17 protein-coding genes are annotated in these 20,135 nt (G+C 73.9%); 14 read left to right on the top strand and 3 right to left on the bottom strand.

The window, feature by feature from the left end; translation table 11 throughout:
- Positions 1 to 1,840 (bottom strand): hypothetical protein (locus MPTA5024_RS42065; RefSeq protein ID WP_232326400.1); only part of this gene is annotated, 1,840 nt, incomplete at its 3' end.
- A gap of 162 nt (positions 1,841 to 2,002) precedes the next feature.
- Between MPTA5024_RS42065 and MPTA5024_RS11570 the strand changes: the two genes are divergently transcribed.
- Genes MPTA5024_RS11570 through MPTA5024_RS11560 form a run of 3 tightly spaced genes read left to right on the top strand, consistent with a single transcriptional unit; the run spans position 2,003 to position 4,890 of the window.
- Positions 2,003 to 2,791: a hypothetical protein gene (locus tag MPTA5024_RS11570; protein ID WP_036322343.1), complete on the top strand. Its 789-nt coding sequence runs from the start codon at positions 2,003 to 2,005 to the stop codon at positions 2,789 to 2,791.
- Between the two features lie 4 nt (positions 2,792 to 2,795).
- Positions 2,796 to 3,914 (top strand): hypothetical protein, encoded by a 1,119-nt coding sequence (locus MPTA5024_RS11565; RefSeq protein ID WP_051457952.1) that lies wholly within the window; start codon positions 2,796 to 2,798, stop codon positions 3,912 to 3,914.
- Between the two features lie 46 nt (positions 3,915 to 3,960).
- The gene (locus tag MPTA5024_RS11560) at positions 3,961 to 4,890 is read left to right on the top strand and encodes a ribonuclease Z (protein WP_036322342.1); all 930 of its coding nucleotides are present in this window, start codon (positions 3,961 to 3,963) and stop codon (positions 4,888 to 4,890) included.
- Between the two features lie 640 nt (positions 4,891 to 5,530).
- On the opposite strand, the gene MPTA5024_RS11550 is transcribed toward MPTA5024_RS11560, so the two are convergent.
- The gene (locus tag MPTA5024_RS11550) at positions 5,531 to 6,226 is read right to left on the bottom strand and encodes a hypothetical protein (protein ID WP_036322341.1); all 696 of its coding nucleotides are present in this window, start codon (positions 6,224 to 6,226) and stop codon (positions 5,531 to 5,533) included.
- A gap of 80 nt (positions 6,227 to 6,306) precedes the next feature.
- Here MPTA5024_RS11550 and MPTA5024_RS11545 point away from each other — a divergent pair, with 80 nt between their 5' ends.
- The 11 genes from MPTA5024_RS11545 to MPTA5024_RS11495 all read left to right on the top strand — a co-directional run bounded on the left by MPTA5024_RS11545 (position 6,307) and on the right by MPTA5024_RS11495 (position 19,167).
- A complete protein-coding gene (locus MPTA5024_RS11545) occupies positions 6,307 to 6,837 on the top strand; it encodes a methylated-DNA--[protein]-cysteine S-methyltransferase (protein ID WP_036322340.1) in 531 nt (176 codons plus the stop codon).
- A 52-nt stretch (positions 6,838 to 6,889) separates the two neighbouring features.
- A complete protein-coding gene (gene miaA / locus MPTA5024_RS11540) occupies positions 6,890 to 7,813 on the top strand; it encodes a tRNA (adenosine(37)-N6)-dimethylallyltransferase MiaA (protein ID WP_036322338.1) in 924 nt (307 codons plus the stop codon).
- Between the two features lies 1 nt (position 7,814).
- Positions 7,815 to 8,627 (top strand): diaminopimelate epimerase, encoded by an 813-nt coding sequence (dapF, locus tag MPTA5024_RS11535; RefSeq protein ID WP_036322336.1) that lies wholly within the window; start codon positions 7,815 to 7,817, stop codon positions 8,625 to 8,627.
- A gap of 89 nt (positions 8,628 to 8,716) precedes the next feature.
- The gene (locus MPTA5024_RS11530) at positions 8,717 to 9,484 is read left to right on the top strand and encodes an SCO6745 family protein (protein ID WP_036322334.1); all 768 of its coding nucleotides are present in this window, start codon (positions 8,717 to 8,719) and stop codon (positions 9,482 to 9,484) included.
- A 97-nt stretch (positions 9,485 to 9,581) separates the two neighbouring features.
- Positions 9,582 to 11,864: a hypothetical protein gene (locus MPTA5024_RS11525; protein ID WP_036322332.1), complete on the top strand. Its 2,283-nt coding sequence runs from the start codon at positions 9,582 to 9,584 to the stop codon at positions 11,862 to 11,864.
- Positions 11,865 to 11,916: 52 nt separating this feature from the next.
- On the top strand, positions 11,917 to 12,678 hold the full coding sequence (locus MPTA5024_RS11520) for an SDR family NAD(P)-dependent oxidoreductase (protein ID WP_232326399.1): 762 nt from the start codon (positions 11,917 to 11,919) through the stop codon (positions 12,676 to 12,678).
- Between the two features lie 274 nt (positions 12,679 to 12,952).
- Complete coding sequence (locus tag MPTA5024_RS11515) at positions 12,953 to 14,011, top strand: quaternary amine ABC transporter ATP-binding protein (protein WP_332310607.1); 1,059 nt, start codon at positions 12,953 to 12,955, stop codon at positions 14,009 to 14,011.
- Positions 14,012 to 14,013: 2 nt separating this feature from the next.
- Positions 14,014 to 15,939 (top strand): ABC transporter permease, encoded by a 1,926-nt coding sequence (locus MPTA5024_RS11510; RefSeq protein WP_036323975.1) that lies wholly within the window; start codon positions 14,014 to 14,016, stop codon positions 15,937 to 15,939.
- Complete coding sequence (locus MPTA5024_RS11505) at positions 15,936 to 16,916, top strand: ABC transporter substrate-binding protein (RefSeq protein ID WP_036322330.1); 981 nt, start codon at positions 15,936 to 15,938, stop codon at positions 16,914 to 16,916. The genes MPTA5024_RS11510 and MPTA5024_RS11505 overlap by 4 nt, the downstream gene beginning before the upstream one ends.
- A 139-nt stretch (positions 16,917 to 17,055) precedes the next feature.
- Positions 17,056 to 18,006 (top strand): ABC transporter substrate-binding protein, encoded by a 951-nt coding sequence (locus MPTA5024_RS11500; RefSeq protein ID WP_036322328.1) that lies wholly within the window; start codon positions 17,056 to 17,058, stop codon positions 18,004 to 18,006.
- Between the two features lie 378 nt (positions 18,007 to 18,384).
- Positions 18,385 to 19,167: an HNH endonuclease family protein gene (locus tag MPTA5024_RS11495; protein ID WP_036322325.1), complete on the top strand. Its 783-nt coding sequence runs from the start codon at positions 18,385 to 18,387 to the stop codon at positions 19,165 to 19,167.
- Between the two features lie 76 nt (positions 19,168 to 19,243).
- Here MPTA5024_RS11495 and MPTA5024_RS11490 read toward each other — a convergent pair.
- The coding region (locus MPTA5024_RS11490; RefSeq protein ID WP_051457949.1) for a CU044_5270 family protein at positions 19,244 to 20,135 on the bottom strand (892 nt) is incomplete at its 5' end.

Below are 20,135 nucleotides of genomic sequence, written 5' to 3'. Positions count from 1 at the left end.
GGAGCAGCAGGCCCAGGTCGGCCAGCCGCCGCGCGGCCTTGTCGAGCGCCGCCGCGTCCCCGGCCGCCATCGCCGCCGCGTGCTCGGCCAGGACGGGGGCGAGGTCGCCCCGCACGGTGTCGGCCAGCAGCGCCAGCCGCCCGGCCACCAGGTCCGGCGCCCCGAACCGGGCGACGTCGTGCAGCGCGAACAGATCGGCGGAGCCGGCCGTCCCGGGCCACTCCGCGGCCTGGGCCACCGGCCCATCGAGGGCGGCCCGGGGACGAGGTACCCCGGTGCGCGCGGCCTCTGCCCTGGACCCTGAGCCCCCGGGCTGGGCGCCGTGCAGGTTCGCCTCCGGGCCGGGGCGCACCTGCACGGCCTCCAGCGCGGACCGGCGGGCGCCGGCGAGGTCGCCCCTGGCGGCCAGGACCCAGGCGCGGGCGGAGGGGTCGTCACCACATCGGGCCAGGGCGTCCTCCGCCGCCCGCACGTCGCCCAGGTGGGCGGAGGCGCACGCGAGCTCGGCGAGGCTGGGCCGATGCGCCGGCGAACGCCGCACCCCCTCGCCGCTCCACGCCACCGCCTCGCGGAGCTCGCCGCGGAGCCGGGCCAGCCAGGCGCGACGGGCGCAGAAGTCCGCCATCAGGGGCTCGTCCCAGCCCTCGTCGTCCTCGGCGAGCCGTTCCCCCAGCCCCGGCGTGATCTGCGGGATCTGCCCGGCGTACACCAGCGTCGTGATCCGGGCGGTCTGGGCCGCCAGCGCCGGACCGAATGAGAGGTCCCGGCCGCCGCCCGGGCGTCCCACGGCGAGGGACGGCCCCGCGCCGATCCCGGCGTCCGCCGCCGGCCGTGCCTCGGTCTCGGCGTTCGCCGCCGGCCGTGCCTCGGTCTCGGCGTCCGCCACCGGCGGCGGGGTCTCGGCGTTCGCCGCCGGCCGTGCCTCGGTCTCGGCGTGCGCCGCCGGCCGGGCCCCGGCCGTACGGGCGAGGCGGCTGGCGCGCAACGCCCCGACCCCGGCGCGGAGGACGAGGCCGAGCAGCGGGTGGGCCAGCCGTACCCGCAGGTCGTCGTCGCACAGGAGGAGACCCCGTGTCTCCAGCCGTTCCAGCACGGCCACGGACGGGCCCGCCGCGCCGGCCGCCGGGGCGGGCGACGTGGGCAGGGAGAGCGGTTCGGCGAAGGCGACGAGTTCGAGCGCCTCCCGCTCCGCCTCGCCGACGTCCCCGATCATGGCGGTCACGAGTTCCCGCAGGGCGCCCGTCACCGGCACCTCGCCCCGCCATCGCCACACGCCCCGGACCCGCTCCAGGCCGCCGGCCTCCCGTACGGCGGCGACGAGTTCGCGGAGCAGCCGCGGGTTCCCGCCGCTGAGCCGGTGGAGCCGCCGAACCGTGAGGTCCTCCACGTGCGCGCCGAGGGCGGACGCGAGGACGTCGCCCGTCTCCTGCGCGGACAGCGGGCCGAGGTCGAGGCGGGGCAGGACGTGCCGCCGCCACAGACCCGCCACCGCTTCGGGGGCCGCCTCGTCCGACCGGACCGTCACGAGCAGCCGGGTGCGCCGTTGCGCGGCCAGGTGGTGCACGAGGGCCGCGGACGCCTCGTCCAGCAGATGGGCGTCGTCGACGACGAGCACGCGCGCGGGGCGCATCGCCTCGACGGCCCGGCTCAGGGAGTCCGCCGCCGTCCCCGGGAGCAGGTGGGCGAACGCGCCGAAGCGCAGAGACCGGCCCTCGGCGGTGCCGGTCACCCAGGCGTGCGGGAGACGGCGGACGGCCTCGGCCGCCAGACGGCTCCTCCCCGTTCCCGCCGCGCCCGCGACGACGGCGCCACGTCGTCCGCCGCGGAGGCCGTCGCGCACCAGAACGAGCTCCTCCGGCCGTCCGCCGAAGGGCCACCCTCCCCGTGGTTCCTCCATGCCCCTTAGGAGTTTCGAGGTCCTCGCCTGATACGCCCGCAGCGCGCGGTTTTTGAGTACGGGGGTACTCATGCCGTCCCGTCTCCCCGGCGTCACGATCGCGGCATGGGATCGACGCGGACGCGTGTGCACGCCGTGCTGCTCGTCGCGGCTCTCGCCTGGGCCGCCCTTCTCGGCTGCGATCCGAGCGAGGAGGACGCGGACGGCGGGGCCTCGACGCCCGTGGCCGCGATGAGCTCGGCCGCCGCCGGCGGCGAGCAGGGCTCGGAGGGTGATTCCCCGTCCGGCGGCGGTCAGGGCGGGGGCGCGGCAGGCGGCGGGGGAGGGCGGCCCGGACGCTACACGCTCACCTCCGGGCCGACGCTCGACGGCGACTTCAGCGCGCCGCAGGGAAACTCGCCGGGGACGCTGTGCCTGACCCTGTCCGCCGAGAGCCTGGGGACGGCCAGGGTGGTGCGACTGCACCTCGCCGAGGACGTTCCGGGGGTCTTCACACTCGGATCGGGGGCGGTCCTGTGCCCCGCGCCGGGTCCGGTCGCCTCGCCGTGCGAGGGCTCCGTGCTCGCGCCCGGCGGGCCGGTGTGCCTGCTCATGTTCTACGGCCGGGGGGACGCGGACTCGGCGGCCCGGCTCGAGGTGACGCTGGAGCAGCGGTGCACCGGCCGGGACACCCCGGCGTGCGAGAGCCTCCCGGACGAGGCGGCCCCGTCGGAGTCGGAACCGGTGACCGTCACGTGGGGGTACAGCGTGACGCTCTACTACTGCGCGGGCGGGTACACGCCGGGCGTCTCCAGCGAACCCTGCGACACAGCGGCCACGCCGCCTCCGTCCACCGATCCCGTGGCGCCGGACCCGGCGATCGCGCCCACTCCCACCGGCTCCGGCGGAGGCTGAGCCGGTGACGGAGGACGAGCCCGGCGCGCGGCCCGGAGGCGTGGCCTCGCCGAGGACGGCTCTCGACACCGAGCACGCGGATGGCCGTGAGGCCGAGCGAGTGGGCGGGCGCGGGGGTGCCTCTAACGGTGAGCGCGCGGGGGGCCGCGAAGGCGGGCGTGCGGGGGACCACAAGCACGCCGGCGGCCGTGAGGACGAGGGCGGCGCCCAGCCGAGCTCCCTGGAACGCAGGCTGGCGTCGTTCGCCCAGGCCGTGGGCATCGGCGCCGTGCCGCCCAGCATCGCCGTCGGCCTGCTCTTCTACTTCGGCTACGTGGCCGGTCGCCGGCGGTTCGCGGAGTTCGGCCTCGACCTGGACCTCCTCGACCTGTCCACACGGGCCGTCCTCCTGTACGGCTCGGAGGCCCTGTGGTTCCCCCTGGCCGCGTTGTTCCTCGCGGCCCTGCTCGGGCTGTGGGGGCACGTCGAACTCGCCCGGCTCGTACGGCGTGAGCGCGCGGCCCCCGCCGGGCGGGGACGCGTCCTCACGCTGACCGGATGGGCCCTGCTGGCCGCCGGGCTCGTCCTGGTCGCCCGGGGCGCGCTCGGGACGCTCGTCCCCGACGTCGCGGCCACCGAGACCCCCGGCACCAGCCCCGTCTGTCTGGGTACCGGCGCCCTCGTGGCCGCGTACGGCCGGTGGCTCGTCACCTGGCGGCGCGCCCACCGCCAGCGGCTCCTGGAGCGGGCGGCGGCGGTCGCCGTGGTCTCGCTGGCGGTCGCAAGCCTGTTCTGGGCCAGCGCGAGCTACGCGGTGGCGTACGGAAGGGGCCGCGCCGCCGACTTCGTGGCGGGGCTGGCCGCCCGTCCCGAGGTCGTGCTGGACACCACCGAGCCCCTCGACCTCGGCCCGGAGTTCGCCGGGGTGACGCAGACGCGGCTGCCGCCGGCCAAGGGCCGCCGCCACCTCTACCGCTACCGGCACCTGCGGCTGCTGACGGAGTCGGGCGGCCGGCTGTTCCTGATCCCCGCCGACTGGCCCACCGGCCCCCGCTGGCCCCGCGTCTGGCGCGGCGGCGGCACGCTCGTCGTCCCGTACGACGCCGGGAGCCGGATCCGGCTCCTGCCGTACGACGGCCCCTGAACCCCGGCACGGGCGGCCGGGGCGCCGCCTGCCTAGCATCTGCGATGTGTCCCTTCGCGAACTCGTCGTCCTCGGCACATCGAGCGCGGTGCCCACGAGGCGCCGCAACCACAACGGCTACCTGCTCCTGTGGGACGGCGAGGGGTTCCTGTTCGACCCGGGCGAGGGGACGCAGCGGCAGATGCTGCACGCGGGCGTCAGCGCCCACGACCTCACCTGGATCTGCGTCACCCACTTCCACGGCGACCACTGCCTGGGCGTCCCCGGGGTCGTCCAGCGGATCGCCCGCGACAGGGTGACGCACGAGGTGCGCGCCGTCTTCCCCGCCGTGGGCGAGGCCTACTGGGAGCGGCTGCGCCACGCCACCTCCTTCGGCGACACGTCGGTGATCACGCCGCTGCCGGTCGCCGGAGAGTCCGCGCGGCTGCCCGCGGGCCCGGTCGCGCTCACCGCGCGCCGCCTGTCGCACTCCATCGAGTCGTACGGCTATCGCCTCGACGAGCCCGCGGGACGCCGCATGCTGCCCGCCGAGCTGGCCCGGCGCGGGGTGAACGGACCGGCCGTCGGCGTGCTCCAGCGGGACGGCGCGGTCACCCTCGACGACGGCTCGGTGGTGCGGCTGGAGGACTGCAGCGCACCCCGGCCGGGGCAGAGCGCGGCCTTCGTGATGGACACCCGGCTGTGCGACGCGGTGTTCGCGCTGGCCGACGGCGTGGACCTGCTCGTCATCGAGTCGACGTTCCTGTCGGAGGAGGCGGCGCTGGCGGCCGAGTACGGCCACCTGACGGCCGCCCAGGCGGGGCGGGTGGCGGCCGCGTGCGGGGTGCGCAGGCTGGTGCTCACGCACTTCTCCGAGCGCTACACGTTCGCCGACGAGCCCCGTTTCACCGAGGAGGTCCGCAAGGCGTACGACGGGGACGTCGTCCTGGCCCGCGACCTCATGCGCGTCCCGGTGCCGAAACGGGCGAGCAGATAGATCTTTCGTGGAGGCGCCGGGCGGCATCCGTTCCGTCGGGTTCGGCGGGCGGGCGCGGCGGCGGGGGCGGCGCGGCGCGCGGCGCCCCAACGGCACGCTCGGACAGCGGCCGGCCACGAGAAGGGAGATCCCGCCCACGGAGGCCGGGGGTGTCCTCGGCCCGCGGGTGGATGCTGAGAGGGAGGTCACTGCAAGGCAGGCATCATGAGGCAGCGGGGCCGGGTGCCGTGGTGGACGGACGGCGCGGCCGGCGCGCTCTGCGCCGCGCTCCTCGTCGTCCCGCCCGGCGTCCGGGACGGATCGACGGCCCAGGCCGTGCCGTCGGTCGCGCGGCGGGTCACTCTGTCGGCTGCGCCGTGGGTCGCGCCGTCGGCGGTGATGAGCGCCCAGCCCGCCGCGGGTCACGGCGGGCATGGAGGTCACGGCGGGCACGGCGGTCACGGCGGTCACGGCGGAGGGCACGGCGGAGGTCACGCCGAGCGCCGCGGCGGACACAGCGGCGGGCACAGGATCGGGCACGGGGGCGGCCACGCGGCGACCTTGTGGCGGCCCGCGGTGAAGCCCTGGGCTGACACCACACCCCAGGGCCGGCGCTGACCGGCGTTCCCACGATCGGCCGGCCGGCCGCGGCGGGGTCAGGTCACCAGGTCCACCGGGCGACGGCGTAGCCCACGCCGTACGGCGCGTCGTGGAAGAGCAGCTCGCCCGCGACCGGGGGCGCGTCGTGCGCGGCGGCCGCCAGGACCTGGAACGCCGCCCGCCCCGCCACCCACAGCTCGGCGGCCTCGGCCGGGTCGAGGGCGGCCAGCCGGTCGGCGGCGGCCTCGCCCAGGGCCGCGGCCAGCATGGCGTCGTACGGCGCGGCGTGCGGGTGCACGTACCCCGGGGACTTCTCGGTCAGGCGGGCGGAGCCGTCGCCCATGACGAGCATCGCCACGCGCGCCGCCGACCCGGCGACGCGGCGGCCGAGCTCGGCGCACGCGGCGGGGGAGGCGTCCGCGGCGATCGCCTCGAACCGCAGCTCGGGTAGCCCGGCCGGGAACGCCGGCTCGGCCAGCAGGCGGCCGATCGTGAGCGACAGAGGCAGGACGGGATCGCCGGCGCCCACCCGGACGTCCGGGCCCCACGGCTTGAGCGTCCCGGCCGCGTCCCCCGAATAGGAGGCGGACCGGTCGGCGCCGCCGACGACGACCAGCACGTCGGGATCCGCTTCGGCGAGGGACCGCACGGCCGCGGCGCACGCCGAGCGGAGCCCGTCCAACTCCGGGGCGGCGGCTCCGGCGACCTCGGGGACGATCAGCGGCGGATGCGGGCAGACGGCGGCGGCGACCAGCACGCGGCCACCCTACCCGCGAAATCCCCGCCCCCTGTCCGCCCCGGGCGCCGGAGGGCCGGGATGAGCGGGACAATGGAGGCATGACGGGAACCGTGGCGTTCGGCAGCGTGCCGACGAGGCTCGGCGAGGTCCTGGCGGCCGTCACCGAGGAGGGCGTCGCCGCGACCGCGTTCCGGGACGGCCCACGGGTGCGGGCGAGGCTCGTCGAGCGGCTCGGTATGGACGTCGCAGACGACCCGGGGCGCACGGCCGCCGCCCGCGCCGAGCTTGACGCCTATTTCCGGGGCGAGCTGCGGGAGTTCCGCGTCCCGGTCGACTGGCGGCTGATGTCCGACGTCCAGCGGCGGGTGCTCGGCACCCTCCACGCCACCGTCCCGTACGGATCGGTCGTCACGTACGGCGAGCTGGCGGCCAGGAGCGGGACCGGCGTCCCGGCGCGCGGCATCGGAGCGATCATGGGGGGCAACCCGGTCCCGATCATCGTGCCGTGCCACCGGGTCGTGGCGGGCAACGGGCTGGGCGGGTTCAGCGGCGGCGACGGCGTGGAGTCGAAGCGCTGGCTGCTCACGCTGGAGGGCCACCTCCCGCCGACGCTCGACTGGGACCTGTGATCCCGCGGCGGCCGGGACCCGTGACCTCGCGGACGCTGGGACACTGGAAGGCGTGGGACAGTTACCGGTGATCGCCGTCGTGGGCGCCACGGCGGCCGGCAAGTCCGACCTGGCCGTGGAGCTGGCGCTCCGGCTGGGCGGCGAGGTGATCAACACCGACTCCATGCAGCTCTACCGGGGCATGGACATCGGCACCGCCAAGCTGACCCAGGCCGAGCGGCGGGGCGTTCCGCACCACCTGCTCGACATCTGGCCGGTCACGCGGACGGCCAGCGTGGCCGAGTACCAGCGGCTCGCCCGCCCGCTCATCGAGGACCTCCGGGCGCGCGGCGTCGTGCCCGTCCTCGCCGGCGGGTCCGGGCTCTACGTCCGGGCCGCCCTGGACGACCTGGAGTTCCCCGGCACCGACCCGGACGTCCGGGCGCGCCTGGAGAAGGAGCTGGCCGAGACCGGCCCCGCCCCCCTCTACGAGCGCCTGACGACGCTCGACCCCGTCGCCGCCGCGAACATCCTCCCGAGCAACGGCCGCAGGATCGTCCGGGCCCTCGAGGTGATCGAGCTGTCCGGACGGCCGTTCTCCGCCACGATGCCGTCGTACGACGCGGTCTACGAGAGCGTGCAGATCGGCGTGGAGGTGCCGCGACCCCTGCTGGACGCCCGCATCGAGACCCGGGTGACGCGCATGTGGGAGGCCGGGCTGGTGGACGAGGTCCGCGCTCTCGCCGCGCGGGGCCTCGCCGAGGGGAGGACGGCCGGCCGCGCCCTCGGGTACGCCCAGGTGATGCGCTTCCTGGACGGCGAGTGGACCGAGGAGCAGGCCCGGGAGGAGACGGTGCGGGCCACCCGCAGGTTCGCCCGGCGGCAGGAGTCGTGGTTCCGCCGGGACCCCCGCGTGGTCTGGCTGCCGTTCGACGCCCCCGACCTCGTGGAGCGGGCGCTCGCGGCGGTCGGCGCGGGTGACTCTAGACTTCGGTGACATGCGGTTTGTGAAGGGCCACGGCACCGAGAACGACTTCGTCATCCTCCCGGACGCCGACGGCCGGCTGGACCTGTCCGCGGCGGCCGTCGCCGCGCTGTGCGACCGGCGGGCCGGCATCGGCGCCGACGGCGTCCTGCGGGTCGTCCGCAGCAAGGTCCACCCCGAGGCGGCCGGCCTGGCGGACGAGGCCGAGTGGTTCATGGACTACCGCAACGCCGACGGCAGCGTCGCCGAGATGTGCGGCAACGGCGTCCGCGTGTTCGCCCGCTACCTGGTGGACGCCGGTCTCGCCGCCCCCGGGGAGTTCGGCGTGGCCACCCGCGGCGGGATCAAGCGCGTCCGGCTCGGCGCCGCGGGGGACGTGAGCGTGGACATGGGCGCGCCGCGGGTCCTCGGCTCCTCCACGGCCGTCGTCGGCGGGCGGGAGTACCACGGCCTCAACGTCAGTATGGGCAACCCGCACCTGGCCTGCCTCATCGACGACCCCGTGGCCGGGCTCGACCTGGCCGTGGAGCCGGGGTACGACCGCGCGACCTACCCCCACGGCGTCAACGTCGAGCTGATCAACCCGGCGGGCGACCACGCCGTCTCCATGAGAGTCCACGAGCGCGGCTCGGGGGAGACCCGGTCCTGCGGAACGGGAGCCGTGGCCACGGCGGTGGCCGCCGCCCGCGCGGCGGGGGAGGAGACCGGCACCTGGGCGGTCCACGTCCTGGGAGGCACCGTGTCCGTCACCTTCGACGGCCGCACCAGCCACCTGGCCGGCCCGGCCGTCCTGGTCGCCTCGGGCGAGTTCCCCGCCGTCCTCTGACCCGCGATTCCCCACCTCCCCGGAGGGTTGCAGAACCTTGTTCTGATCGGCCAGGCTGAGTCTGGACGGTGGACCGAGGTGGAGGGCGCATGGACCCGCGTGACGCGGCGGTGGCGACGAAGGCGGCGGTGGGCGCACTGGGCGGCGGCTTCATGATCTCCAGGGAGGTCAAGGCGCTGTGCGAGCGCACCGGCCTGGGCCCCAGGGAGATGTACTTCCGCGGGCGCTGCGGCGTCCTCGGGGAGGTGGATCCCGGCGTCGTCGTGGCGGCCGCCGTGTTCTTCCCGCCCGGCCACGTCGAGCAGTCGTGGGAGGGCGGCCGGAGGCTGCCCGTGGACGAGGCGGTGCGCCTGTACGCCTCCGCCTGCCACGCCTGGGGTGAGCGCAGGCTCGGCGCCTTCGAGGGCGCCGGCCGCCTCTCCGCGCTGCTCGCCGCCGTCGCCGACGGATCGGACGTGCTGGGCGCGCCGCTGTTCGCCGGGTGGCGGGCGCTGCCCCGGCCCGCGTCCGGCCCCGCGCTCACGGCCCACCTCCTTCACCTCGTCCGCGAGCTGAGGGGCGCCCGGCACGCCACCGCCGTGATCGCGTACGGCGTCGACCCGCTGGTCGCGACGCTGGCGGGGGATCCCGCGGCGGGCACACCGGCCACGCACGTCCGGGGGGCCGACGCCGCCCGGTTCCTCGCCTGGCCCGAGCCGTATCCGGAGCCCACGCCCGACGAGGTCAAGCGCCGGGCGCGGGCCGAGGAGCTGACCGACGACCTCATGGCCGCCGCCTACGCCGTCCTCCCTCCGGCCGGGCGCGCCGAGCTCGTGGACCTGCTCGCACAGGCCCTCCACGCCGCCGCCGCGCGCTGACCCGTCCACCCCCGTCGTACGGGACGACCGCCCGGGCGACGCGGCCGGGCGGCGCGCTGTTTGGGTCATGGTCGCGCAACTGGCAGACTGGCCTCTCATGGACGTGGACATCTGGGCCTGGGTCGGCGGCACCCAGCGCGAACTGCACGAGGCCGGCAACACGGGGCTGGCGATGGCGCTCGGCGACGTGCCCGGGCAGGCGCTGGAGGGCCGGTACGCCCAGCTCGACGTCGTGGCGCCCGCCGTCGCGCAGCACGCCGAGAGCCTGGGGCAGCCCTGGCTGGAGCTGTTCGCCCGCTACTGGCACCTGCTCGGGCGGGTCGGCGACCGAGCCAACGGCGCGGTCGCGCTGGAGGACGCGGCCTCGCTCGTCGAGTTCGCCCAGCGTGACGACGTCCGCGACTGCCCCGCCGCGCCCGGCGCGGTGGAGGTCCTGGCCATGGCCCAGGCGAACACCGACGGCCCCGGCTTCGCCGGCACCCGGCTGGCCGCGCTCGGCGCAGCCCTCGACGGCGTCGGCCCCGACTCGCTGGCCTTCTCCGGCCTGGCCACGCAGTACGTCCTGGCCCTGATCGACGCGGGGCAGGCGGGCGAGGCCGTGGCGTACGCGGAGGCCGCGGTGGAGCGGCTGCGCGGCGCCGGCCGTGAGGCGGGCTGGGAGCTCGGCGCCGCATCGGCGCGGGCGCTGCTCGGCGCCGGCCGCGCGGACGACGCGCTGGCCGCCCTCGACGCCTCGGCAGGACTCAAGCCCGACGACCCGGTGGCCAAGGGCCGCCGCGAGGCGCTGCTCCGGTCGCTGGTCCTGGCCACGCTCGGCCGCACCGAGGAGGCCGTCGACGCGCTGCCCGACCTCGACGTGGTGGGCGACCACCCCCGCGAGTGGGTGGAGTGGGGCCGCACGGTCCGGCTGCTCGCCTCCAGCGGCTCCATCGCCAACACCTGGCAGCTGGGCCGGATCCTGCGCCAGTGGATCACCTACTTCGAGACCATCGGCGGCCACCGCGCCCGCTTCGAGCTGGCGCTGACCGCCGGGCACCTGGCCGTGGCCCGCCAGGGCCTGTGGCAGGCCCGTCTGCTGGCCCTCTACGCCGAGGGCGTGCTGGCCGACCTGACCTCCACCGAGGGCCTCGCCGAGCGGGTGGCCGAGCTGCGGGCCGCCGTCGAGCGCGCCTCGGAACTGCCCGCCCCCGGGCCCACCGACGAGCTGGTGGCCTACTTCGACGCCGCCGACGGCCGCACGGCCGACCCCGAGCGGTGGGTGGGCTGGCTGTGGCCGCTGTCCGGGACCGACCTGGAGGCGACCCGCCGCCACACCACCACGCTGGGCTTCCTCGGGTACGCCGCGACCGGCGCCGACCTCTACTGGAAGACGCTGGCCGAGGACGCCGACCCCGCGCAGGCGGGCGAGGAGGACATCTCCTACCTCACCGGCCTGCTGATCGAGGCCGGCCAGGACGAGCGGGTGGAGGAGCTGGCCGCGCGCCTCCCGGCGGCCGCGGGACACCTCGCCCGCGCCCGTCTCCACCGCGCCCGGGAGCGCTGGGAGGAGACGGCCGCCGAGGCGGAGGCCGCCGTCGCGGCCGAGCCGTCGCTGGAGGGCCGGCGCCTGTGGTCCGGCGCCGTCCAGCAGCTCGGCGACAACGCGAAGGCCGCCGAGATCATCCGGCCGCTGCTCGACTCCGGCGAGGGCGAGGAGGAGGACGTCTGGCGGCTCATCGTGCTGTCGACGGCCGTCGAGGACTGGGCGACCGTCCGCGTCGCCGCCGCCAAGCTCGGCATGCCGATCGAGCCGGGTGAGGGCCCGATCGAGGAGGAGTGGCACCTGATCCGCACCATCCTCCCGGCCCCCGACGGCAGCCAGCGCGAGGTGCTCGCCGTGCGTACGGGCCCGGCGACCGCCCGCCTCGCCATCCCGCAGCCGCGAGGCATGGAGTACAACGCGGGCGACGTCGTCGTGATCGACCCGCGTCCGCTGGAGCCCATCCCTGAGGACCCGAAGGAGCGGGAGAGCTTCGTCGTCCCGTTCGCCGGGGTGACGATGCTCCGACCTGGCGGCTACACGAGCTGGTTCTTCGACGGCGCCGCGCCCTCCGAGGAGGAGTGGACGGAGTTCAACGAGGTGCTGGCCGAGCGCGGCTGGCCCATGTGGGTCTACAGCGACGAGAACTACCGCGTCACCCACCCCGCCACGGGGGAGCAGCTGCCCGGGGTGTTCGGCTGGATCGCCATCCCGCCCGGCAGCCGGCCGGCCGAGCTGGACGCGGTGCTCGACGACGTGACCGAGCAGTGGAGCCACCCGCTTGCCTGGCTCGACCTCGCCCGCGAGGTGGGCATCGAGGCCGAGCGGCACGAGCGGATCTCCAAGGAGTACGGCCTCTGAGCCGAGGCCGGCGTCGCGCGGCCTGGCGGCGGTGGCGTGCGGGGAGGGCGGCGTGATCCTGGACCGGTTCCGGCTGGACGGCAAGGTCGCCGTCGTCACGGGCGCGTCCTCCGGCCTCGGCGTCGCGTTCGCCCGCGGGCTCGCCGAGGCCGGCGCCGACGTCGCCATCGGAGCCCGCCGGGCCGAGGGCCTGGAGCGCACCCGGCGGCTGGTGGAGGAGGCCGGCCGCCGGTGCGTCGCCGTCCCCACCGACGTCACGGCGCCCGAAGACTGCTCCGCGCTCGTGGAGGCGGCCGTGTCCGGGCTCGGCGGCGTCGACGTGCTGATCAACAACGCCGGTGTGGGCACCGCCGTCCCCGCGTTACGGGAGACGCCCGAGGAGTTCCGCCACGTCGTCGACGTGAACCTGCACGGCGCGTTCTGGATGGCGCAGGCCTGCGCCCGGGTGATGCGGCCGGGCTCCTCCATCGTGAACATCGGCAGCGTGCTCGGCGGGACGACCGCCGGCCTGCCGCAGGCGGCCTACAGCGCGTCCAAGGCCGCCCTCACCGGGCTGACCCGGGACCTGGCCCAGCAGTGGACGAGCCGCAGGGGCATCAGGGTCAACTGCCTCGAACCGGGTTTCTTCGCCTCCGAGATGACCGATCAGTATCCGAACGGGTATCTCGACCGCATGCGGGAGCAGCGCGTCCTCATGGGCCGCGTCGGCGATCCTGCGGAGCTCGTCGCCGCCGCGATCTTCCTGGCGTCCGACGCCGGGTCGTACGTGACCGGCGCGATCATCCCCGTTGATGGCGGAATCCTGATTACTTGAAGTCCAGGAGGTTACAAAGATCACTGGACGGTCACGATATGGAGATTAGGCGGAATTTTTCACCATAAGTAGGGCCTCCGGGCCTAGCCTCATCACTGTTGTCAAACAGGACGTGTGTTGCGCATCGCGCAACGCCTGTGCGTGTGCCCACTGAGGAGTCGTTGGCCCCCCGCTCTTCATCCACGGCGTCCGGGTGCGAGCCCCGCCGCCGTGCTGTGGCGTTTCCGGGCGTCCGCGCCGCCTCACGGGCCAGCGCCAAGTGAGGGGAATCAGAGTGGGCACAGCCGCGATCGAGGTTCGCGGGCTCTGGAAGATCTTCGGCCCCAAGGCGGACCGGATCATCGGAAGCCCCGATGCCGCCCTTGAGCCCGCCGCGCTCCGGGCGAAGACGGGATGCACCGCCGCCGTCAGGGACGTGAGCTTCGAGGTCCGTCCCGGCGAGGTCTTCGTCGTGATGGGCCTGTCCGGCAGCGGCAAGTCGACCCTGGTGCGATGCCTCACCCGGCTGATCGAGCCCACGGCGGGCGAGATCGCCATCAACGGGCAGGACGTCCGGGGCATGTCGCCGGCCCAGCTCCGCGACCTGCGCCGGCACCGGGTCAGCATGGTGTTCCAGCACTTCGGCCTGCTGCCGCACCGCCGGGTCGTCGACAACGTGGCGTACGGCCTGGAGATCCAGGGCGTCGGCAAGGCCGCCCGGCACGACAAGGCCGCGCAGATCCTGTCGCTGGTCGGCCTGCAGGGCCACGAGGACTCCTACCCCGACCAGCTCTCCGGCGGCATGCAGCAGCGGGTCGGCCTCGCCCGGGCGCTCGCCGTCGACCCCGACGTCCTGCTGTTCGACGAGCCGTTCAGCGCGCTCGACCCGCTCATCCGCCGCGACATGCAGGCCGAGGTCATCCGGCTGCACCGCGAGGTGGGCAAGACGATGGTCTTCATCACCCACGACCTGTCCGAGGCGCTCAAGCTCGGCGAGCGCATCGCCATCATGCGGGGCGGCGCGATCGTCCAGGTGGGGACGCCCGAAGAACTGGTGGGGGCGCCCGCCGACGACTACGTGGCCGACTTCGTCCGGGACGTGCCGAAGTCCACGGTCCTGTCGCTGCGCTGGATCTGCCGCACGCCCGAGCCGGACGAGCCGCTGGACGGCCCCGAGCTGCCGGCTGACACGGTGATCCACGACGCGGTTCCCGCGGCCATGGCCTCGGCCCGGCCGATCCGGGTGGTCTCCGGCGGCGAACTGGTCGGCGTCGTCGACCGGGTCGACCTGCTCGGCGCGGTCAAGCACCAGGACGCGCCCGCCGCGGCGGCGGCCGCCCCCGGGGAGGCGTAGTGGTGTCCGCGCCCGTGCAGATGGCCCCGCCCCTCCCCGCCGCGCCCCGCGGCAGGCGGCTCGCCCGCTGGGCGCCGCCGGTCGCCGGCGTCGTCGCCGTCGTGGTCCTCTACCTGGCCTTCAAGGACACGGCCACGCTGCCGCACGACGACGACGCCCGCCTGTTCCACCACCTGAACGACGTCCGCGACTGGGTGGACGAGAATCGCAACAGCAGCCCGATCTTCCTGTTCGTGCTGAACTACATCCGCCTGTTCGTGGCCGACCTGTACACGGCGCTGCAGGCGGCCCTGGTCGCGCTCGGCTGGCCCGGGCTGATCGGGCTCACCGCGGGCCTGGGCTGGCTCGCGGGCGGCTGGCGGATCGCGCTCGTGTCGGTCGCCGGGTTCGGCGCCATCGGCGTGCTCGGCAAATGGGACGCGAGCGTCGAGACGCTGGCCCTCACGCTCAGCTCCGTCGCGCTCTCGCTCGTCATCGGCATCCCGATAGGCGTCTGGGCCGGCCGCTCGGCCCGCGTCCGGAGGATCGTCACGCCGGTGCTGGACGTCATGCAGATCATGCCGACGTTCTCGTACCTGTCCCCGATCGTGCTGCTGTTCCTCATCGGGCCGGCGTCGGCCACGATCGCCACGATGATCTACGCGATCCCCCCGGCGATCAGGATCACCGCGCTCGCCATCCAGCGGGTCTCGCCGACCGCGGTCGAGGCGTCGGAGTCGCTGGGCGCGACCCGGTGGCAGACGCTGCGCAAGGTCCGGCTGCCGATGGCGCTCAACACGATCATGCTGGGCGTGAACCAGACGATCGCGGCCGCCCTCTCGATGGTCCCGCTCGTCGCGCTGATCGCGGCCCCCGGCCTCGGCGTGGACCTCCTCCAGGCCCTCGCCCGGGTGAACGTCGGCGCGGCGCTGGTGCCCGGCATCGCGATCGTCCTCATCGCCATCGTGCTCGACCGGATCACCCGGGCCGCCGCGAGACCCAGGGCGCGAGCCCGCGCCGTACGGTGGGGCGGGTTCGCCCTGCTGACGGTCGTCGGCCTCGCCCTCACCCCGGCGCTGGCGCAGGAGTTCCCCGAGCAGTGGGAGATCCAGATCGTCCGGCCCATCAACGATGTGGTGGACTGGATCGAGGCCAACTGGTACGGCTTCACCGGCTTCCTCAACGACGCCGTGGCGTACGGGCTGCTCAACCCACTGCAGAACACGCTGACCAGCGCGCCCTGGTGGCTCGTCACGCTCGCCGTGCTGGCCTTCGCCTGGTGGCTGAGCGGGCCGCGGGCGGGCGTCGTCGCCGCGGCCTGCCTGGTCGCCATCGCCGCGCTGAGCCTGTGGGAGCACGGTATGGAGACGCTGACGATCGTGCTGGTCGCCTCGGTCATCACGATCGCGGTCGGGCTGGCGCTCGGCGTCGCGGCCGCGCGGTCGAGACGGTTCGCGGCCGTGCTGCGGCCGTTCCTCGACGCGGCCCAGACAATGCCGTCGTTCTCGTACCTGCTGCCCGCCGTCGCCCTGTTCGGCAACGGCCGCTTCACCGCCATCATGGCGTCCCTCATCTACGCGGTGCCCGTGGTGGCGCGCCTGGTCGAGGACGGCCTGCGGGAGGTGCCCCAGACCGTCGTGGAGGCGGCCAGGTCGGCGGGCTCGACCGAACGGCAGCTGCTGTGGAAGGTCCAGCTGCCGATGGCGAGGAGCTCCCTGCTCCTCGCGGCCAACCAGGGAATCGTGATGACCCTGGCGATGGTGGTGATCGGCGCGCTCGTCGGTGCGGGCGCCCTCGGTTATGACGTCGTGGCCGGTATCGCGCAACAGGAGGACTACGGAAAGGGCCTCGCCGCCGGCGTCGCCCTCGTCCTGCTCGGAATCATGCTCGACCGGATCACGCAAGGCGCCGACGGGCGCCGCAGTCCCCACAAGAAGAGGAACGCATGAAGAAGTTAGGCCTGATCGCCGGCGTGCTCGTCCTTGGGCTCAGCGCCGCGGCGTGCGGTGGAGCCAAGGTCGAGGACAACGCGGCGGGGGCGCCGAGCGCGGCGGCGAGCGGCTCGGCCGCCCCGTCCGCCGCGGGCACCGTGAAGATCGCCATCAACGGCTGGGTGGGCTACGAGGCCAGCGCCGCCGTCGTGTCCTATCTCCTCCAGCACGAGCTGGGCTACACGGTCCAGAAGGTGACGCTCAACGAGGAGCCGTCCTGGCAGGGCATGGAGTCCGGTGACGTCGACGTCGTCATTGAGAACTGGGGTCACGACGACCTCAAGAAGAAGTACATCGACGAGAAGAAGATCGCCGTCGAGGCCGGCCCCAACGGCAACAAGGGTGTCATCGGGTGGTACGTCCCCGAGTGGATGGTGCAGAAGTACCCGGACATCACCGACTGGAAGAACCTGAACAAGTACGCCGACCTGTTCAAGACCTCCGAGTCCGACGGCAAGGGCCAGCTGCTTGACGGCGACCCCTCCTTCGTCACCAACGACGAGGCCCTCGTCAAGAACCTCAAGCTCGACTACAAGGTGGTCTACGCGGGCAGCGAGGCCGCGCTGATCAAGGCGGCCAAGCAGGCCACCGACCAGAAGAAGCCGCTGCTCATGTACTTCTACGAGCCGCAGTGGCTGTTCAACCAGATCAAGCTCGTCAAGATCAACCTGCCGGCCTACACCGCCGGTTGCGACGCCGACCCCAAGAAGGTCGCCTGCGACTACCCGCCGTACGAGCTGGACAAGATCGTGAGCAAGAAGTTCGCCGACACCGGCGGCAAGGCGTACGAGCTCGTCAAGAACTTCTCGTGGACGAACGACGACCAGAACGCGGTCGCCGACGACATCACGAACAACGGCATGTCGGCCGACGACGCGGCCAAGAAGTGGGTCGAGGCCAACCCCACCAAGTGGCAGGCCTGGATGCCCAAGTGATCCTTCCGTGACCCGGGTCGGTCGTCCGCACTCCTTTCCCGCGCGGCCGATCGACCCGGTCCGGTTGTGGAATACTCAGCCGGTGTCGCGGCGGTCCCCGCCGCCCGCGCGCCGCCCGTACGACATCAGATGAGGTCAGATGATGAGGGTCCGTCTCCTTGCCGGGGTCCTGACGATCGCCATGGTGATGACCGCCTGCAGCGGCGGGGGCACCGGGGACGAGGCCGACCAGGGAGCGTCCAAGTCCGGCACCGTGCGCCTCGCCGTGAACCCCTGGGTCGGCGACGAGGCCAGCAACGCCGTGATCGCCTACCTGCTCGAGCACGAGCTCGGCTACAAGGTCGAGCTGGTCAAGGCCGCCGAGGCGGACTCCTGGAAGGGCTTCGAGAAGGGCACGGTCGACGTCGTCATCGAGAACTGGGCCCACCCGGAGCTGAAGAAGGAGTACATCGAGCAGAAGAAGGTCGCCGTCACCGCGGGGGAGAACGGCAACAAGGGCATCATCGGGTGGTACGTCCCCGAGTGGATGGTCGAGAAGTACCCGGACATCACCAACTGGCAGAACCTGAAGAAGTACGCCGACCTGTTCAAGACCGACAAGAGCGGCAACCTCGGACAGTTCCTCGCCGGTGACCCGTCGTACGTCACCAACGACGAAGCCCTGATCAAGAACCTCGGCCTGCCGTACAAGGTCGTCTACTCGGGCAGCGAGGACGCGCTCATCGACGCCGCCCGCAAGGCCACGCAGGACAAGAAGCCGCTGCTCATGTACTTCTACGAGCCGCAGTGGCTGTTCAACCAGCTCAAGCTCGTCAAGATCAACCTGCCGCCGTACGCCATCGGGTGCGACACCGACGTCAAGAAGGTCGCCTGCGACTACCCGCCGTACCTCCTCGACAAGATCGTCAGCACCAAGTTCGCGTCGCAGGGCGGCAACGCGTACGAGCTCATCAAGAACTTCGTGTGGACCAACGACGACCAGAACTCGGTCGCCTACGACATCGCGGTCAACAAGATGTCCGACGAGGCCGCCGCCCAGAAGTGGGTCGAGGCCAACAAGATCGTCTGGCAGGACTGGATCCCCGCCTGACCGTGCCTGCCTTGCCTCGCCTTCGGCGAGGCGGCTCGGGGCGCCTTTTTGGCCATGTGGTCGTGCCGGAGGCGCGCCATGGGCGCTGCCTTTGTCGCGCTCTGGTCGCTGCGCTCCCGCGCGCTCCTCAGTCCAGAGGCGGCCGCGCCCCTCCGTGCTTACTTTGCCTCGCCTTCGGCTCGGCGGGCTCGGGGCGCCCTTTAGGCCGCGTCTTCCCTCGTCGCGCTCTGGTCGCTGCGCTCCCGCGCGCTCCTCAGTCCAGACACGGCCGCGCCCCTCGCGGGGACATATCCGCTTCGAGCCTTTGGCGCGCCTTCTTTGCCGTTACTTGGCACTTTGCTATATCTAGGTAGGATATTTCTTTACCTAGGGGTGGCTGTGGGCGGGCGTGGATCCCGGGCGGTCGCGGCGGTCTCCGTGGCGGTGGCACTGCTGGCCGGATGCGGGCCGGTGCAGGACCTCGGAGTCGACCAGAGCGGGCACGGCTCCGCCAAGGGCGGCGAGAAAGGCGGCGGCGACGGCGGGAACGGGCACGGCACCAACCCGCTGGACAACCCCGAGGGCACCAAGCCCGGCCTCGCCCCGATCACGTCGGACAAGGACCGCTCCGACGGCCGTGACCTGATCGAGAAGGTGCCGACGAAGGGCCGCGGCTCCAAGACGGGCTACGACCGCGAGGACTTCGGGTACGCATGGGCCGACAACGCCGACGGCGTGCCGTACGCGCACAACGGCTGCGACACCCGCAACGACCTGCTCAAACGCGACGGCGAGGACGTCAAGTACCGCGAGGGGTCAGACTGCGTCATCGTCTCGATGACCCTGTACGACCCGTACACGGGCAAGACGATCGACTGGACCAAGCAGGAGGCCTCGTCCGTCCAGATCGACCACGTCATGCCGCTGTCGTACGACTGGCAGATGGGCGCCTCCCGCTGGAGCGACGCCAAGCGCAAGCAGATCGCCAACGACCCGCTCAACCTCATCCCGGTCGACGGGCCGCAGAACTCGGCCAAGGGCGACTCGGGCCCGGCCACGTGGCTGCCGCCGCGCCGGGCGGTCCGGTGCGCCTACGCGGTGCGGTTCGCCCAGGTGGCGCTGAAGTACGACCTCCCGGTGACCGCGGCCGACAAGGCGGCGATGCTCGACCAGTGCGCCTGACCGGCCGGCCCGGCCCATAGCGCGGCGCCCGCCCCTCCGTGCGTACGGGGGAGCGGGCGCCTGATGCCGGAGGCGGTCAGCCGCAGCCGGTGTTCGGGTCGTCGACCTTCGGGGCGACGTCGGCGACGGTGACCTCGAGCTGGGCCGTCGAGGCCACCAGGCTGCCCAGGGGAGCCTTGGCCTCCTTCTCGTCCACGACGATCCCGCGCTCGCCGAGCAGTTCGTACGTCCCGCGGTCGAAGACGATGTCCTCGCGGACGCCGTTCGACACCCGGCCGACCCCGATGCCCGTGCGGCCCGCGGCGTCCTCGGCGTCATCCGTCACGGTCACGCCCGGGATGGTGGCGGCGGCCTTGAACAGGGCGGCGCGCTGCGGCGCGGGGAGGTAGTTCTCGCGCAGCAGGTCGCCCACGGCCGTCCAGGCGGCCACGTCCGGCGGGTTGTCGCCCGGGTTCCTGCCGTACAGGTAGGCCCGCATCCCGTCAGGGTCGGACGGCAGCCCCTTCAGATGCGTGTACGCCGTCTCCTTCGTCTGGTCGCACGCGGGGAGCAGGGCCCACATCGTGCCCTGCTGGCGGTGGGCCTCCTCCGGGATCGGCCAGCCGGGGTAGGCGCGCGGCGCCAGATACTCGATCTTGAGCGCTCCGGGGCGGGTGCCGTCCGCGGACAGCCAGATGGTGCGCCTGCTCCGGTACAGGTACCGGGTCTCGGGCTCGGCCTGCCCGGCGCCCTCGCTGACGCCCCCGCCCCCGAACGCGCCGTACATGGTCTGCGACCTGACCTCGATGAACTGGTCGTCCCGGGGGTGCAGGTCGGTGACGGCACGGGCGGCCCGGCCCAGCACCTCCTCCGCCGACATCCTCGTGATCGCGGGCAGCGAGGCCGTGACCGGGGCACCGGGCGCGGGGGTCCCCTCCGGGCCCGCCGGCGCGACGGCGACGACCGCGACCGCGGCGGCGACCGCGAGC

Origin of the sequence: Microbispora sp. ATCC PTA-5024, assembly GCF_000511135.2 — a bacterium.
GTDB classification, from domain to species: domain Bacteria; phylum Actinomycetota; class Actinomycetes; order Streptosporangiales; family Streptosporangiaceae; genus Microbispora; species Microbispora corallina.
Note: the sequence above shows the minus strand (reverse complement) of the source record. Positions and strands in the feature narration are given on the sequence as shown.

What these genes read in the sequence shown, in the direction of transcription:
- MPTA5024_RS11500 (WP_036322328.1), top strand. Translation starts at nt 17,056, where the DNA reads ATGATGAGGGTCCGTCTCCTTGCCGGGGTCCTGACGATCGCCATGGTG.
- MPTA5024_RS11525 (WP_036322332.1), top strand. Translation starts at nt 9,582, where the DNA reads ATGGACGTGGACATCTGGGCCTGGGTCGGCGGCACCCAGCGCGAACTG.
- MPTA5024_RS11545 (WP_036322340.1), top strand. Translation starts at nt 6,307, where the DNA reads ATGACGGGAACCGTGGCGTTCGGCAGCGTGCCGACGAGGCTCGGCGAG.
- MPTA5024_RS11505 (WP_036322330.1), top strand. Translation starts at nt 15,936, where the DNA reads ATGAAGAAGTTAGGCCTGATCGCCGGCGTGCTCGTCCTTGGGCTCAGC.
- MPTA5024_RS11570 (WP_036322343.1), top strand. Translation starts at nt 2,003, where the DNA reads ATGGGATCGACGCGGACGCGTGTGCACGCCGTGCTGCTCGTCGCGGCT.
- dapF (WP_036322336.1), top strand. Translation starts at nt 7,815, where the DNA reads ATGCGGTTTGTGAAGGGCCACGGCACCGAGAACGACTTCGTCATCCTC.
- MPTA5024_RS11530 (WP_036322334.1), top strand. Translation starts at nt 8,717, where the DNA reads ATGGACCCGCGTGACGCGGCGGTGGCGACGAAGGCGGCGGTGGGCGCA.